At 42.3% G+C, this 16,587-nt stretch carries 15 protein-coding genes; 8 read left to right on the top strand and 7 right to left on the bottom strand.

Annotated features, from left to right (window positions below; genetic code table 11):
- Positions 1–8 precede the first annotated feature (8 nt).
- From ACFS6H_RS09645 to ACFS6H_RS09625, 5 genes are all read left to right on the top strand, one after another.
- Positions 9–545: a YceI family protein gene (locus ACFS6H_RS09645; RefSeq protein ID WP_386097724.1), complete on the top strand. Its 537-nt coding sequence runs from the start codon at positions 9–11 to the stop codon at positions 543–545.
- Between the two features lie 154 nt (positions 546–699).
- Entirely contained in the window at positions 700–1,407 is a 708-nt protein-coding gene (gene trmB, locus ACFS6H_RS09640) for a tRNA (guanosine(46)-N7)-methyltransferase TrmB (protein WP_386097722.1), read from the top strand.
- Complete coding sequence (locus ACFS6H_RS09635) at positions 1,391–1,606, top strand: DUF5522 domain-containing protein (RefSeq protein ID WP_386097720.1); 216 nt, start codon at positions 1,391–1,393, stop codon at positions 1,604–1,606. The genes trmB and ACFS6H_RS09635 overlap by 17 nt, the downstream gene beginning before the upstream one ends.
- A 4-nt stretch (positions 1,607–1,610) precedes the next feature.
- Complete coding sequence (locus ACFS6H_RS09630) at positions 1,611–1,994, top strand: MGMT family protein (RefSeq protein WP_386097718.1); 384 nt, start codon at positions 1,611–1,613, stop codon at positions 1,992–1,994.
- Between the two features lie 100 nt (positions 1,995–2,094).
- Entirely contained in the window at positions 2,095–4,014 is a 1,920-nt protein-coding gene (locus tag ACFS6H_RS09625; protein WP_386097716.1) for a TonB-dependent receptor plug domain-containing protein, read from the top strand.
- Between the two features lie 127 nt (positions 4,015–4,141).
- On the opposite strand, the gene ACFS6H_RS09620 is transcribed toward ACFS6H_RS09625, so the two are convergent.
- On the bottom strand, positions 4,142–4,816 hold the full coding sequence (locus ACFS6H_RS09620) for a hypothetical protein (protein ID WP_386097714.1): 675 nt from the start codon (positions 4,814–4,816) through the stop codon (positions 4,142–4,144).
- 119 nt (positions 4,817–4,935) lie between these two features.
- The gene (locus ACFS6H_RS09615; protein ID WP_386097712.1) at positions 4,936–5,538 is read right to left on the bottom strand and encodes a superoxide dismutase; all 603 of its coding nucleotides are present in this window, start codon (positions 5,536–5,538) and stop codon (positions 4,936–4,938) included.
- Positions 5,539–5,766: 228 nt separating this feature from the next.
- On the opposite strand from ACFS6H_RS09615, the gene ACFS6H_RS09610 reads away from it, so the two are divergent.
- Positions 5,767–8,955, top strand: coding sequence for a SusC/RagA family TonB-linked outer membrane protein (locus tag ACFS6H_RS09610; protein WP_386097710.1), 3,189 nt, complete (start codon positions 5,767–5,769; stop codon positions 8,953–8,955).
- A 28-nt stretch (positions 8,956–8,983) separates the two neighbouring features.
- The gene (locus ACFS6H_RS09605; protein ID WP_386097708.1) at positions 8,984–10,465 is read left to right on the top strand and encodes a RagB/SusD family nutrient uptake outer membrane protein; all 1,482 of its coding nucleotides are present in this window, start codon (positions 8,984–8,986) and stop codon (positions 10,463–10,465) included.
- A 53-nt stretch (positions 10,466–10,518) separates the two neighbouring features.
- Here ACFS6H_RS09605 and ACFS6H_RS09600 read toward each other — a convergent pair whose 3' ends face one another.
- The 5 genes from ACFS6H_RS09600 to ACFS6H_RS09580 all read right to left on the bottom strand — a co-directional run bounded on the left by ACFS6H_RS09600 (position 10,519) and on the right by ACFS6H_RS09580 (position 14,476).
- Positions 10,519–10,956 (bottom strand): nucleoside deaminase, encoded by a 438-nt coding sequence (locus tag ACFS6H_RS09600; RefSeq protein ID WP_386097706.1) that lies wholly within the window; start codon positions 10,954–10,956, stop codon positions 10,519–10,521.
- Positions 10,957–10,971: 15 nt separating this feature from the next.
- Entirely contained in the window at positions 10,972–11,610 is a 639-nt protein-coding gene (locus tag ACFS6H_RS09595) for a carbonic anhydrase (protein ID WP_386097704.1), read from the bottom strand.
- Between the two features lie 22 nt (positions 11,611–11,632).
- Entirely contained in the window at positions 11,633–12,079 is a 447-nt protein-coding gene (locus tag ACFS6H_RS09590; protein WP_386097702.1) for a (4Fe-4S)-binding protein, read from the bottom strand.
- Between the two features lie 223 nt (positions 12,080–12,302).
- The gene (locus ACFS6H_RS09585) at positions 12,303–13,124 is read right to left on the bottom strand and encodes an SDR family oxidoreductase (RefSeq protein ID WP_386097700.1); all 822 of its coding nucleotides are present in this window, start codon (positions 13,122–13,124) and stop codon (positions 12,303–12,305) included.
- A 362-nt stretch (positions 13,125–13,486) separates the two neighbouring features.
- A complete protein-coding gene (locus tag ACFS6H_RS09580) occupies positions 13,487–14,476 on the bottom strand; it encodes an aldo/keto reductase (RefSeq protein WP_386097698.1) in 990 nt (329 codons plus the stop codon).
- A gap of 189 nt (positions 14,477–14,665) precedes the next feature.
- Here ACFS6H_RS09580 and ACFS6H_RS09575 point away from each other — a divergent pair, with 189 nt between their 5' ends.
- The gene (locus ACFS6H_RS09575) at positions 14,666–16,582 is read left to right on the top strand and encodes a transglutaminase domain-containing protein (RefSeq protein WP_386097696.1); all 1,917 of its coding nucleotides are present in this window, start codon (positions 14,666–14,668) and stop codon (positions 16,580–16,582) included.
- Positions 16,583–16,587: the final 5 nt, after the last annotated feature.

Raw genomic sequence — 16,587 nt, 5'->3', positions numbered from 1 at the left:
CAATTAACATGAAAAAGACAATTTTATTCCTGGCTTTAGTAGCACTTACCGGTAGCGTTTTTGCTCAAAAGAAAACCACTACGGCTGCAGTTGTAGCTTTTGATGCTACTACTCCAAAAGACAAATTCCCTAAAGCAGAAAACAAAACCGGCATTGCCAGCATTGATCCCAAAAGCGGCGCTATTGCTTTTGAAGTTGCCGTGGCCAACTTTGCTTTTGAAAACCCAAAGATCCAGGAACATTTTAACAGCGAAAGATGGTTGAATTCTGCCGCTTTTAAATCTTTTACCTATAAAGGCAAACTGAAAAATGCCAAAGCGGTAAACTTTGCCAAAGATGGTACTTACACCGCTGAAGCAGAAGGTGAATTAACTGTAAAAGATAAAAAACAAACCATCACTACCCCTGTAACCATTGTGGTTGCCGGCAAAACCATCAAAGCTACTTCAGAATTTAACCTGACCCTGGCTGATTACGGTGTAATGGCTGATGGCGAGAAAGTATCAAAAACACCTAAAGTAACGGTGAACGCTGAGTTTAAATAATTAACAGCCCTGAACAAGGATAAAAGGCCAACGTGATTCACGTTGGCCTTTTTGTTGTTTTATAGAAAGGCTTCAACTAAAATCCGGTAAGCCCTTTACCGGTAACTTCATTTGCAAATTACCAAATTGCCTCATTAACCTACCTTTGCAGGCAATGGCACAGAAAAAATTAGTACGTTTTGCGGAGCTCACCACCTTTAGTAATGTGTTGCAATACCCAGAGGGTATGCCCGGCAACTGGCATAATTTCTTTAAAAATAATAACCCCATTACGCTGGAACTGGCCTGTGGTAAAGGCGAGTATGCGGTGGGTTTGGGGCAGTTATACCCCGATCAAAATTTTTTAGGCGTTGACCTGAAGGGTAACCGTATCTGGGTAGGTGCTAAAAAAGCATTGAATAATGGTTTGACCAATGTGGGCTTTTTACGTACCCAGATCGATCATATTACCCAATACTTTGCGCCAGGCGAAGTGCAAAACATCTGGATCACTTTCCCCGATCCGCAATTACGTTTATCCAAGGCCAAAAAAAGATTGACCCATCCCCGCTTTTTACGCTTGTACCAGCAAATACTGGCCAAAGACGGGTTTATCAATTTAAAGACAGATAGTCCTGACCTGTATCATTTTACCAAACTGGTAATTGACATGTATGGCTGTACTATTCATGAGGATATAGATAACCTGTATGCTTTACCGGAAAGAAGCGCCGCCCTGCAGATCAAAACACATTATGAAGGCCTGGATATTGCACAAAGCAACCGTATACATTATATAAGGTTCAGCCTGCCTGATGTAATAGAAGGACCAGAGAAGGACAAAGCCTTACAACAATTGCTGCAACATGAGCAAACTGACTGAAGGGATACATTTTTACTTTAATGAAGCGGGACTAATGGTACTGACCCGAACCTTTCATTTACAGCGTGGCTACTGTTGCGGTAACGGGTGTTTGCATTGTCCTTATGATTACGAGCAGGTACCGGAGCCGCAACGCACAGCACTCTTACAAAAAAGAAAAGACAAGGCCGATAATAATCCTGACACCGAAGAAAAATAATACCATGGCTGCTAAAAAAAACAACCAACCCGCCATTAAACAAATTAAGCCATCCGGAAAAACGGATGAGAATTTTTTTACATGGGTATATGCTGTTGCCCGGCAGATACCTAAAGGCCGGGTTACCTCCTATGGCGCTATTGCCGCCAGCCTGGGTGCCAAATCATCGGCCCGTATGGTTGGCTGGGCCATGAACGGTGCGGGTAAAGTAAAACCTAAAGTGCCTGCACACCGGGTAGTGAACCGTAACGGTATGTTATCGGGAAAGATGCATTTTGAAACACCTGATGCCATGGAAAAGTTACTGGCTAAAGAAGGTATTAAAGTAAAAGATGATAAGATAGTAGATTTTGAAAAACACTTTTGGGATCCTGCCACAGAGCTGTAAACACAAACATTTGCTAGTACCGTTCATCATTTTATTTCCGATTGCGTAAGCAAGCTATTGACCTGCACAATACTTTCGCATCCCATCATTAACACAGGATATGAAAAAATTATTATTGTTATTACTCAGCGCATCAGCATCAGCTACTGCATTTTCACAGGAAGTAGAGATGGACGGTGTAACGATTACTTCTGCATTAATAGAAAAAAGAGCTTCTGAAACGGGGCGTAATATTGTTATTATTAAAGGTTCACAATTCCAGAACCTGCCGGTACATTCCATTGATGATCTATTGCGTTTTGTGCCCGGAGTAGAGATACAGGCCCGCGGCCCCATGGGCTCGCAAAGTGATATTACCCTGCGTGGCGGCACCTTTCAGCAGGTATTGGTATTATTGGATGGTATGCGGCTGAATGACCCGAACACAGGGCATTTCAGCAGTTATATACCTTTAGCCCCCGCCGAAATTGAACGCATTGAGGTGTTAAAAGGTCCTTCATCGGCTATCTATGGAGCAGATGCTGTAGGCGGTGTGGTACATGTAATTACCAAAACATTTGTCGCACAACAACAGGGCATTACAAAAACCAGCGCTAACGGCCAGCTGGCGATTGGTGAATATGGCTTTAATAATATTACGGCAGGCATTGCCCATACCAAAAATAAATTCAGTGTAAGCGGCGGGGTATTGATCAATAATGCGGAAGGTGCACAACAAAGAGGCACCAAAGGATTTATACATAACAGTAGTGTATCAGCATCGGCCAAATACCAGTTTAACAATAACTGGAGCGTAGCTTATCGCCTGTCATATGACCGCAGGAATTTTGGCGCACAGAATTTTTATACTACGTTTTTATCAGATACAGCCCGGGAGAAAGTGGCTACCTGGTGGCAGCAACTGCGTGTTGCTTACCAAAAGGGTAATCACCGTTTAACCATTGATGCCAGTTATAAAACACTGGATGATGATTACCGTTTTAACAGTTTAGCTATAGCCAATAACAACGAATCAAAACTGGCACAGGCTTTAATTTCGCACCAGTATAACTTTAGTCCTAAAACTATTTTAACAACCGGCTTTAATTACCAGCAAAAAATGATCAAGTCTAACGACAGGGGTGACCACTCCCTGTTTTTAGCTGCACCATTTGTATCACTGGTACAAAAAATAGGACAGCATGTTTTTTTACAACCTTCCCTGCGGCTTGAGATGGTGCAACATAACGATCCTGAATTGGTACCACAGTTAACGGCATCGTATAAAGCGGACCAATGGCAGTTCAGGGTAAGTGGTGGTAAAACGATCCGTGATGCGGACTTTACCGAAAGGTTTAACAACTACAACAAACCCCTGGTAACCGGCGGACGTATTGGTAACCCCGATCTGCAGGCCGAGCACTCCTGGAGTTATGAAGCCGGCGCCGACTGGTTTTATCATAACAGGCTTAAAATATCGGCTACGGTTTTCCAGCGTCAGCACAGCCGTTTAATTGACTATGTGAACACGGCCTATGCCGATATGCCACGTAAAGAAAACCTGTCGCCAACAGGTACTTATGCTCTGGCTAAAAACATTGCGAAAGTGAACACCAGCGGCCTGGAAACTGATATACAATACACACAGCCGATCAGCAGTAAACAACAGTTAGCTGTAAACGCAGGCTTTATCTGGTTAAGCAGCAAGAGCAGTAATAATACAGCATCCTTATACGTATCCTCGCATGCGCGTGTGCTGACCAACTTTAGTGTACAATACAATGTATGCAACTTTAGCCTGGCGCTGACCGGTTTGTACAAACACCGCAGACCCGACGCAACGGTAGGTGGCATTAATGCTAAACTTACTTCGGATTACTTTATCATGAATGCAAGACTGTCCTATGCCTTACTGAAAAACAGGCTGAGCTTTTTTGTACAGGCTGATAATGTATTTGACCGTTCTTACAGCGACCTGCTGGGGGCTATTATGCCGGGCCGATGGGCTATGGGCGGGGTTAAATTTAATTTTCAAAAATAACAGCGGCCTGATGCCCGCAGGGTGTAAGAAATAAGGTTTAAGGTATAGGGCTGTGGCTCTATACCTTAAACCTTACAACCCTATACCATATGCCTTCTTCACATGCTATCTGTAAATAAGATATTAATTACAGGGTCTCTACCCTGTCAACCATAATAGAATCTATTACAGCACCGGCATTAAATTTAATATTTACTCTTAAAAACACCTTTTCATTCACAGGGCTGTTCAATATCCATTTACCGGAAAGGCCCATATCCGGGTCGTAAGCGGTTTTGGTGTTTTTATAGAACAATGACAGGCGTTGAAAATAAATACTATAGGCCGGCAGGGCTTTAATATTCACCAGTTTATTATACAGGCCGCTCACTGCATCATTTTGCTGAACGGACTGGTTGGGAACGGCATCCCAGGGCCAGCTGTTCAATATCTGGCCGGCATTGTTATAAATACTTTTTACCTTATCGTTCTCAAAGAATATCTGTACGCCATTGGCGCTTGCAGTGGAAGCATCTAAAAAAACACTGTGGTACAGGGGGAGTTTATCCTTTATAGCCGCCAGGTCGGTAAAAATATTATTGACCACGCTGATGGTTTTGATATTTTTCTCTTCACTTAAAGCCTGTGCTTTGTTATACACAGTGGTATGATCATCCCCTACGGCAATACCCCAGTAGCTACCACTGGTAAGGGTATCGCTGGTTACAATTTGGGTAGGCTGATCAAATCCTTTGGAACCTTTAAAACAGCTAATAAAAAAAATGCTGCTACACAGGGCTAACGCCACATAAACTTTTGACATGTTTTATTATTTGCCAACCTGACAACCCGTGAAGGTATATCGTTGCATATAAAACCGCCGGTATGTATGCGGAGATTGCAAAAAAACAAAACCCCTTCATAAAGAAGGGGTTCGGCATATTAAATAGCTTTTTCGTAATGTTCGGCCACTTTTGCCCAGTTGATCACGCTCCAGATCGCTTTTAAATAATCGGGACGTTTGTTCTGGTATTTCAGGTAATAAGCATGTTCCCATACATCAATACCTAAGATCGGGGTTCCTTTTACTTCCGCTACATCCATTAATGGATTATCCTGGTTGGCAGTAGAAGTTACTTCCAGTTTGCCATCTTTTACAATTAACCAGGCCCAGCCACTACCAAAACGGGTAGCGCCGGCAGCGCTTAGCTTTTCATGTAAGGCATCCAGGGAGCCGAAAGTACTGTTGATAGCGTCGGCCAGTTTACCACTTGGGGCAGCGCTGTTTGGCGTTAAAATTTCCCAGAAAAAACTGTGGTTCCAATGACCGCCGCCATTGTTACGAACCGCAGGGGAGATAGCGCCGGCGTTCTTAACAAGTTCTTCTAAAGACTTTGATTCGTTTTCAGTGCCTGCAATGGCTTTATTTAAATTGTCAACGTATGCCTGGTGGTGCTTGCCATGGTGAATCTCCATGGTTGCTTTGTCAATGTGTGGTTCCAATGCATCGGTAGCATATGGTAACGCGGGTAATGTAAATGCCATAACTAATGTGTTTAAAATTAAGCTGACTAATATTAATAGGTAACAAATTTATTAAGACTTTGTTGATTGACAATGGTTAGAAAACACAATAAAAAACTTAATTAATACTGCAATATTTTGCGTTTTACGCAATTTTCGGGCCAGTAAACTTGCAAATAATTGCCAACAATTGCGGTTTTTGTACGAAACTTATTGTATATTTAGTTCCTACTCCTAAAAACAACTGCTATGAAGTTAAAACCTTATTGCAAGGTAGTATTACTGTTACTACTCTTTTTACCCTCCATTATGTATGGCCAGGCAAAACAAATTACCGGTACGGTGAAGCTCGCATCCGGGGAACCTGTAGCCAACGCTACCGTTAATCAGAAAGGCACTACCAACACGGTGATTGCCGATGAGAACGGTAAATTCAGCATTGCAGTTACAGGACGGAACGTGGTGCTGACCATCAGCTCGGCAGGATATACCACACAGGACATTACGGTAGGCACTGCTACGGAATATGATGTGGTATTGGCGCCCAATGCGGGCGAGCTGGACGATGTAATTGTAGTAGCTTATGGTACGTCTACCAAACGCTCTTTTACCGGATCGGCCAGTGTCATCAAACAGGATGCGCTAAAGGACATGCCTACTACCTCATTTGAAAATGCGCTTACCGGCAGGGTTGCCGGCTTACAGGTAACGCAAAGCAGCGGCCAGGCAGGTGCTGTTTCAACCCTGCGTATCAGGGGTATTGGTTCAATGAATGCAGGTAATGACCCGCTTTATGTAATTGATGGCGTGCCGGTGGCATCAGGCAATGCAGGCCAGCTGGGCAGCCAGATCCTCACTACCAATAATATAATGAATACCCTGAACCCGGCTGATATTGAGACCATCACGGTGCTGAAGGATGCAGCAGCCTCTTCCTTATACGGATCAAGAGCGGCCAACGGTATCGTACTCATCACCACCAAAAGAGGCCGGTCCGGTAAACCGGTGATCGGTTTAAGGAGTACGGTAAGCTTTACCCCAAGCTGGGCAACGGATAACTATGAGCCGGCCGGCGTACAGGAACAGGTGAATATGTTATACCAGGTATTTCATGATTTAAATACAAGTGCCGGAAGTACTGATGCGGCAGCAAACACAAATGCGTTAAGCCGTTTGAGTACAAGATTTAACAGGCATGGATATGATTTTAGTACTGCTGGTCCGGGCCGGTATGAGAACGTAAAAATTACAGGACGAACCGATGGTATTGAAAACAGGGATGGAAGATATTTTAACTGGGAAGATGCTTTATTTGGAACCGGTTATTATAACACCAATGATCTCTCAATAAGTGGTGGCAACGCAGGTACAACCTATTACTCTTCTCTTTCTTATACAAAAGACCAAAGCAGGATAAAAGAAAATGAATTTGACAGGATATCGGGCAGAGTAAACCTTAACCAGAAAGTTGGGAAGGCAGTGGAATTGATGACCAATCTGAACATATCAAAGAACAGGCAGTCGGGCTTTAATGACAGCCGCAATACCGGCGGAAATGTTTTTTTTCAATCCCGTAATTTATTGTGGCCTTTATACTGGCCCACAGATTATAAAACAGGTCTGCCGTTTACAGCCCGCTATGGAAGCCTGGCTTATAATAACGAGTATTATAAAAATGAGTGGGACACCAGGTCTAACACCCTTAATATTGGCGCTGTAGGTGGACTAACGATACATCTTTTACCGTCCTTACGACTAAAATCGGTATTGTCATATAACGATAACAGGGTAAGAGAAATGCTGTATTATAGCGCCAAGCATTTTAATGCGCAATCTGATACCGGTAGTATCAGAGAGTATTTAACCGCATTTACAAAGACAGTATCTTCTACAACGCTTAATTACAATGAGAGTTTTGGTAATCACAACATTGATGTTTTAGTAGGCTACGAAGCAGAACAAAATAAAACAGACTATATGTTGTCATCGGGTATTAAACTTCCTTCAAGTGGCTTAATTACTGTTGCTACAGCTGGTCAAACCTCGGCAAATGCTTACAGCTGGGGTAATAATCTTGTATCCTATTTATCCCGTTTAGAATATAACTATAACCAAAAATATTATGCCTCCTTTTCTTATAGAAGGGACGGTTCTTCAAGGTTGGCTCCTGAAACAAGATGGGGCAACTTTTGGTCTGTTGGCGCTTCCTGGAATATTGATAAAGAAAAATTTATGAGCAATATTGAGGCTATCAGTAGTTTGCGATTAAGAGCTTCATATGGTATCAATGGTACGCAGCCCAGTTCACTTTTTGGATGGAGATCTTTAGTAGGGTACACATTTACCTATTCTAATCAACCCGGCAGCGGAATCAATACGGTTGGTAACCGGGATTTAAAATGGGAAACAAATTACAATACAGATATAGCTTTGGAGTTCGGGTTGTTTAAGCAAAGACTTACCGGCTCGGTGGAATATTTTAACAGGGCATCAAAAGACCTGTTGCTGGATGTACCCACGGCTACCACTACCGGTTATTCTTCAGTACTCGCTAATATAGGGGAACTGAATAACAGGGGTATCGAGATAGACCTGGGCGGTGATATCATTAAAAACAAAGACCTGCGTTGGGGCGCTTCCGTAAATGCTACCTTCTTAAAAACCAAAGTGGTTAAATTATACAGAAGTGAAGGCGCCACAACAGGAAATGATATTATTTGGAACGATCCCACAGGTGGTGATGCCAGGGCGCAGTTTATTTACAGGGAGGGATCTCCTATATATTCTCTTTATGGATTTGAATGGGCTGGAGTACATCCAACAACCGGCAGAAATGTATGGTACGTAAACGACCCCACCAATGACAAAGCCGGTGATTTTGAATATAACGGCAGAGGTGCTACTTATACATTTGGCAGCGCTAACAGGATTATTATTGGCGATGCATCACCAAAAGTATATGGCGGTTTTACCACTGACCTGGAGTATAAAAACTTTACACTGGCCTTAAACTTTATATATAAAATCGGCGGAAAAATTTATGATGGTGCGTTTAAAGATGTGGCAGATGATGGTTACTATTGGGAGCGCATCAGGGCACAGGAAACCTGGGATAATATGTGGACTGATAATAACAAGAACGGCACTTTGCCTAAGTTAAGCGGGAATGACCTGATAGACCCCATGCAGTACAGCACACGCCAAATGCATGATGCCAGTTTTGTAAGATTAAAAAATATTACGCTTGCATACAGGTTGCCGTTGGATATTATCCAAAAAGTAAAACTGACCAATGCACGGGTATTTATTAATGGCACCAACCTGTTTACTGCGGCTAAGTACAAAACTGCTGACCCCGAAGTAAACCAGTATGGCACACGTGGCTGGGAAACGCCATTTGGTAAAACATTCACTTTTGGCCTTGAACTTAACTTCTAAACATTGCATAACCTAAAATATAGGAATTATGAATAAGAAAAATATACTTGCCACAGCTTTGATAGCCATGGTAATTTTTATCACCTCATGTAGTAAAAGCTTTTTAGATGTACCTCCCACTAATCAGGGAGATGCAAATGATTTTATTAAAACGGCTGCTGATGCAAAAATTGCCATAAACGGTATCTCACGTAAAATGATCAGCTCGTCATATTACGGGAGAACCTTTGTATTATACGGCGATGCAAAAGGGGGTGACCTGACCGTTTTTTCGCAAGGTCGTGGGCTTGATAATTTGTATACGTTTAACCATGCTCCTACATCCGGAAGTTATGGGGATATATGGTCCACACTGTATGATATTTTGCTACAAATAAATTCGCTACTGCAAAATATTGATAAACTCATCAGTAATGGATCTACTGAAAATTTTGATGTGTATAAAGGACAGGCATTAACACTCAGGGCCCTGATTTATTTTGACCTTGTTAGATTATATGGCGAACCGTATAACGAAAATAAGTCGGCTTATGGTGTCTCAAACATTACTACGCCAATACCTGTATTCTCACAGCCGTTAAGGAATACAGTAGAAGAAAACTATACACAAATAATAAAAGACCTCACAGATGCCGCACCATTATTACCTAAAACAAAGCTAAACGGTTATATAAACTACTATGGAAATAAAGCTATATTGGCCAGGGTTAACCTGTATATGGGTAATAACGCGGGAGCATTAACTGCTGCTGAAGAAGTAATTGGTGCAACAAGCCTGTATTCCTTATATTCAAACGCCAACTGGGTTAATTCATGGAAAGCACAATATGGTTCCGAGTCAATTTTTGAACTCGCTGTACTCCCAACTACCGGTGGAGATTTAGGTAATGCTTCACTTGGTGCCTATTTAAGAGCGCAAGGAAGAGGAGGCGCTGCCATTTTAGGATGGTTTGGAGCAAGTGATTACTATTTAGATCGTCTTAAACAAGATGCAACGGATGTACGCTGGGGTGTAATGGGGCCGGATGAAAGATCAACAACGCCCAATCCCAGATTAGGAGCCTGCTATAAATATAGTGGGGGTACCGATTTATCGGGCGATGGAAAAGGTGTTTCAACCGCAGTAAACATCAAAGTGATCCGTTTATCCGAAATGTATTTAATAGCTGCCGAAGCGGCATTACCTACCAATAAGCTGAAAGCATCCAATTACCTGAACGAAATTCGGAAACGGGCACCGGCTTTAACACCCAGCACAGAAACAACCGTTACCCTCGATATGATCATTGATGAAAAAAGTAAGGAGTTATTCGGGGAAGGACATCGTTTCTTTGATATGATCCGCCTGAACCGTTCTATAACCTTTAATGATGAGTACATCGGGGCGGCCATTACGCATCGTGCAAAAACAATCGACCGTACTTTCTTTAAAACAATTTTGCCTATTGCACAGTCCGAAATAAATGCAAATCCGGGCTTAAAGGCACAACAGAACCCTAATTATCAATAAACAGTTTATAACCGGAATAAAAAAGTCGTACACCAAACGGGTACGACTTTTTTTTATCTTCTTTGTTTAAAAAACGCTTTCATTAAAGCGGCACATTCCTCCTGCAATACACCGGTTATGATCTCGGCTTTGGGATGAAAAGGAGAGCGCTGCTGTGTTAAACGCTGGTGTCCGTTTTTTTCATCACCGGCCCCCCATACTATTTTACTGACCTTGCTCCAATAAACGGCGCCTGCACACATCAGGCAGGGCTCTACGGTAACATATAAAGTAGCATCGGGCAGGTACTTGCTCCCTATTTTACTGAAAGCAGATGTGAGTGCGATCATCTCCGCATGTGCGGTGGGGTCATTCAACCGTTCAGTCATGTTATGCCCCCTGGCAATGATCCGGTTTTGCATCACCACTACCGCGCCAATGGGTATTTCTTCTTCTTCAAAAGCAAGCTGCGCCTCCAGTAATGCCTGCTGCATAAAATATTCGTCGGTCATGTAAACGCTAAACTTTTATTGGCCGGTTAAATTGTAGATCACCTGTATATCTTTCAGTATTTTATCAAAATCCAGGTTCAGGTCTTTTAATAACCCGGTTTGTAAATTAAACACCCAGCCATGAACGGTAGGGTATTTATTTTTGATATATGATTGCTGCACACTGGCCAGTTTACTTACATTAATGCATTGTTCCTGTACATTAAGTTCTACCAGGCGGTTATAACGTTGTGTTTCATCTTCAATGGCGTTCAGCTCATTCATATGTAAGCGGTAAACATCCCGTATATTCCTTAACCAGGGGTTCAGTATGCCCATATCCTTTGGCTGCATGGCCGCTTTAACACCTCCGCAATTATAATGCCCGCAAACAATAATATGTTTTACGCCCAAATGAACCACGGCATAATTAATAACCGACATTACATTTAGATCTGTAGCACATACCAGGTTGGCAATATTGCGGTGTACAAAAACCTCGCCCGGCTCCAGGCCCATGATATCGTTGGCCGGCACCCGGCTGTCGCTGCAGCCGATGTATAAGTAATCCGGCGTTTGATCGCGGGATAGTTTGGTTAAAAAATCGGCATCGGTAGCAGTTTTTTCGGCCACCCATTTTTTGTTGTTCTCAAACAGTTGCTGGTAATTAGGCATAAAAAGTGTTTTAGGTTATAAGTTATAATTCGTCATTAAATCCTGCTGTTTTGTGGCCGCCATCGCAGTAAGGTTTGTTTTTTGAGTGGCCACAACGGCAAAAGGCGGTAATATTTGCTTTGGCTTCCTGTTTTCCCGTTTTATCTTTTACCTGTATGGCGCCATGTACTAACAGGGGGCCATTATGCATTACTTCAATAGTAGTAGCGCTTGTATCAGGTGTAGCTGCTGTATCGGGAGCATTATTATAATAATAGCTGAGTGCACCGCTGGGGCATTTATCTACCTGTGCGGCAATAGCGGCAGTTTCCCCGTTCTCCATTTTTATCCATGGTTTTTCCCTGGGATTAAAAACAAGCGGCAGGCCGGTAGCCTGTTTCCAGCATACGGTGGAATGGATACATTTTGCGGGCTTCCACACCACGGTTATATCGTTATTCGTATATTTTTTTGTGATCTCTTTTTCCATGAGCGGGGTGTTTTAACTGTTTTCAAATTTACATTGCTTCTATCAAATGGCAACGCATAGTATTTATAACAAGGTTGCACTCCCGATTGTTTTTTCCGACTGATCAGGCTGTTGTTGCGTCGCACACTTCAGCTGCAGCAACGCTATCAGCAAGGCACGGGTCATAACCTGTAAACAAAAAACACCAGCAAGGCTGGTGTCTCCCTGTTATAAAACAGCAATATTAATCTAAAAACAGGTCCGTATACAGGTCTGCCCCCGGAATAACGGAATAACTGCTCAGGTCAGTAATGCCTTCGGCGGCAAAAACGGCCTCATCAATAAAACAATTGCCGGTTACCTGGCTGGCAGGTTTGGTAACAATATAATACACCGCATCGGCCAGTATAGCCGGGGTACGGCTCATTTTTGCCAGGGTTTCGCCTCCCAGTAAATTGCGTACAGCCGCCGTATCAATCGTTGTTCGCGGCCATAAGGCATTGGAGGCAATATTGTATTGCTTAAACTCGGCGGCCCAGCCTAAAGCCATCATGCTCATATTGTATTTGGCCATGGTATAGGCTATATGTCCTTTTAACCATTTGGTAGCTAAACTAATAGGCGGCGACAGGGTAACAATATGGGCGTTATCCGATTTTTTTAAATGCGGTACGCAGGCCTGGGTTACAAAAAAAGTTCCTCTTACATTAATATCGTGCATCAGGTCAAACCGCTTGGGTTCGGTTTGTTCGGTATTGGTAAGTGCAATGGCCGATGCATTATTAATGAGTATATCAATGCCGCCAAAAGTTTCAACGGCTTTATTAACGGCTGCGGCTATCTGGTCTTCGTAGCGGATATCGCATTGTACGGCCAGTGCTTTACCACCTGCTGCTTCAATTTCCTGTGCAGATGAAAAAATGGTACCACCCAGTTTTGCATTCTCCTCTACTGATTTAGCTACTACCACAATATTTGCCCCTTCGGCAGCCAGGCGTAAGGCAATAGCTTTACCAATACCCCTGCTGGCGCCGGTAATAAATACAGTTTTATTTTTTAATGACATATGCAAGCTTTTTGAAAAGTATTTGTAAATGTATTGATTGAGATTAAGTAAACCTAAAGTAATAATACGAATTGGCAAGTATATTTAACAAGCTTTTTTTTAGCCAAAAATGCGCTGGTGTGAATTAATAATGGGTGTTACTTTTACTGCGAACTAGAAAATAGTTTTATCCAACCCTTTGAAAAATCCGGTTTGACAGTAAGGCCCGGCACTATAAATTATTTTGAGGCTTTTTTTTAAATGAGTCCCGTTTAAATCCTAATACCCGTTGATGAAAACCTTTTGAGGAACCGTCCAGTAATCGTTTTTGGCCTCAAAAAAACACGACCCGCTTTTGCGGGTCGGTTTTTTTAATGGTCTTATTAATGCTCTGGCAAAACGGGTTTGGTTTGCACAATAGCTTCAATTTTTTCAATAACCGCTTTATCTAATTTTGGTAATACCTCCAGGGCTTTAAAGTTTTGTAATAACTGCTCCTTATTGGTAGCACCTAATATGGTAGTAGTAACATGCGGGTTGGTTAAACACCAGGCAATACTTAGTGCGGGCAATGGCACATCGATATCTTTGGCTAACTGTGCCAGTTGTTTTACTTTATCAATAAAACCATCTTTTATCCAGCGGTCTTTTAACCAGTCAAAACCCTGGATGGCAAAACGGCTGTTCTCCGGTATGCCCTCATTGTATTTACCGCTTAATAAACCGGATGCCAGGGGGCTCCAGGTGGTAGTGCCCATACCTACCGTATTAAATACCATGCGGTATTCGTTCTCCATTTTATTACGCTCAAAGAGGTTGTATTGCGGCTGTTCTACCGATGGGCCTATTAAATGGTGCTGGGCCGCAATGCGGTGGGCCTCCATGATCTCTACCCCGCTCCATTCGCTGGTACCCCAGTATAATATCTTGCCTTGCTGTATTAACTGGTGCATGGTCCATACTACTTCTTCGATCGGCACTTTTTTATCGGGGCGGTGGCAAAAATAAAGGTCCAGGTAATCCACCTGTAAACGTTCCAGCGCTTCATGACAGGCTTCCACCAGGTGTTTACGGCTAAGGCCGGTTTGGTTGGGTTTATTTTTTTCACCCCGCCATCCCCAGAAAGCCTTACTGCTGACCGTATAGGAACTGCGTTCCCAGTTTTTCTTTTTCAGCACCCGGCCCATCATTTTCTCACTTTCGCCCAGGGCATAAATTTCGGCATTGTCAAAAAAATTAACCCCGTTGTCGTAAGCAATGCCCATCAGCTCATCGGCAACACTATCATCAATCTGTTTGTGAAAACTAACCCAGCTGCCAAAGGAAAGCAAGCTTAACTGCAGGCCGGTTTTACCCATGTATCTGTATTCCATAATTTTTTTATTGATAACAATTTTAATATCCTCGAGGTTCTGTTAACTAATTAAATGTACCAATTTTTTAATGCAACTTGTACCACAAGGTAGATATAATTGCAACGGATTTTGCTATTTGTGCCGGTTTTATAATTCGGGATAAAACTATATCTTAGTGCCCCTTTAACAATATTTTCCATTACTAACATGCACGTACCATTATTTGTTAGATCCGCCAAACCGGTCATATTTAAAACCCTGTCAGTCCTTCTTTGTTTTTTCCTGTTTTTACATGCAAAGGCCCAGTCGGCCGGTGAGGAAGAAAATGCACCGGAAAATGTTGCTATTACCAACTATACCCGGGAGTTCAGGTTTGAAGCCGGTACCAGGGAAAACCCTGTTGTAATAAAAGAGGTGTCAACCAAAGAGTACCTGTGCAAAAGTTACAGGACCCGGGTTACCATTGCCGAATTTTTTGGCCAGGAGGAAACGGTTGACGATATCAATATCCAGGTTGACTCTAAAAAATATAATTACAAACCTGTTGCGGAATATTATGAAATGGATGGAATTTTTTATTCCGATGCCAAGGTATATCATTTCCAGATCCCTTTGGCAAAGCAAAACAGTACCTCCAGGGTAGTCTTTAAAAAAACAGTACTCGACCCCCGCTATTTTTGCAATGTTTTCTTTATGGATCATTATGCAATCGAAAACGGCAGTGTAAGGATTGTTGTACCAAACTGGATGAATGTAGAACTGAAAGAGTACAATTTTTCCAGGTACGGTGTGGAATCTGCCGTTAATAAGGGTGCTAACGAAACCATATATACCTATACATTTAAGGGATTACCTGCCATAAGTGATGAAAGTTCGGCACCGGGTATCACCCAATACAGCCCGCATGTATTGGTTATGTCAAAATCGGCAGCCAATGATTTTGGCAGTTTTACCTATTTTAAAACGGTTAAAGAACAATACAATTGGTATAATAAACTGGTAAAGGAACTGGGTGACGAAACCGGCAAATTAAAAGCCCAGACCGAAGCGATTGTGGCCGGTAGCCAGACAGATGAGGAGAAGGTTAAAAAAGTATTTCAGTGGGTACAGGATAATATCAGGTATATAGCTTTTGAAAATGGTATTGCCGGGTTTAAGCCGGCGCCGGCAATAGATGTGTACCAAAAAAAGTATGGCGACTGTAAAGGAATGGCTAACCTTTTAACCACTATGTTACGTTCTATTAATTTGGATGCGCGCCGGTGCTGGATAGGAACGAATAAAATTGCTTACGATTACAGTACACCTTCACTGGCAGTAGACAATCATATGATCAGCGCTTGGTTTAAAAATGGCAAACCCGTGTTTTTAGATGCTACGGAAAAATATATTGGCTTTGGAGAGGTAGCCGAAAGAATCCAGGGTCGGCAAACTTTAATAGAAGACGGCAGCCAGTATATCCTGGAAAGAGTGTCGGTAGCTACTTATACACAAAATACGGCCATAGAAAGCCGGAAGCTTACCATTGACGGCAATAATTTAAAAGGAACGGTAAGCCATACCTGGATCGGAGAAAACAAAGTATGGCTGTTAAACCAGTTAAACAGTATTAAACAGGAGAAAAAAGAAGATGCCATAAAGAACTTCCTGGCAGATAATAAAAAAGGATATGAGATAAGTAATATGCAGGTGCATAATCTGAACGATTACAACGCCCCCTTAAAAATAACCTACGACCTGGTATGGAAAAACGTTATTTCCAACTTTGGAAAAGAAGCTTACCTGGAGGTAGATAACCGCAGAACTTATGAGGGATTTACCATTGACGAAAATAAAAGAAAGCAACCGGTTATACTACCATTTAAAAATCACACCATATTTGAAACCGAAATTATGTTACCGGATAACTTTTCGGCGGAAAAGCTCCCTGCCGTACTGGATATAAAAAACCAGGCCTACCGCTTTAGTATAACCTATAAAAAAGAAGGACGGAAATTATTATACCGCAGAGAAATAGCCATTGATCGTACTGAACTAAAGCCGGAAACATTTACCACCTGGAATAAAGACATAAAAACACTTAAAAATTTTTATAACGAACAACTTGAACTGACTGTAAAGTAAACCAC

The organism is Terrimonas rubra, assembly GCF_042686025.1.
GTDB lineage: Bacteria > Bacteroidota > Bacteroidia > Chitinophagales > Chitinophagaceae > Terrimonas > Terrimonas rubra.
The sequence above is the reverse complement of the archived record's forward strand: the minus strand, read 5'-3'. Positions and strand labels throughout refer to the sequence as shown.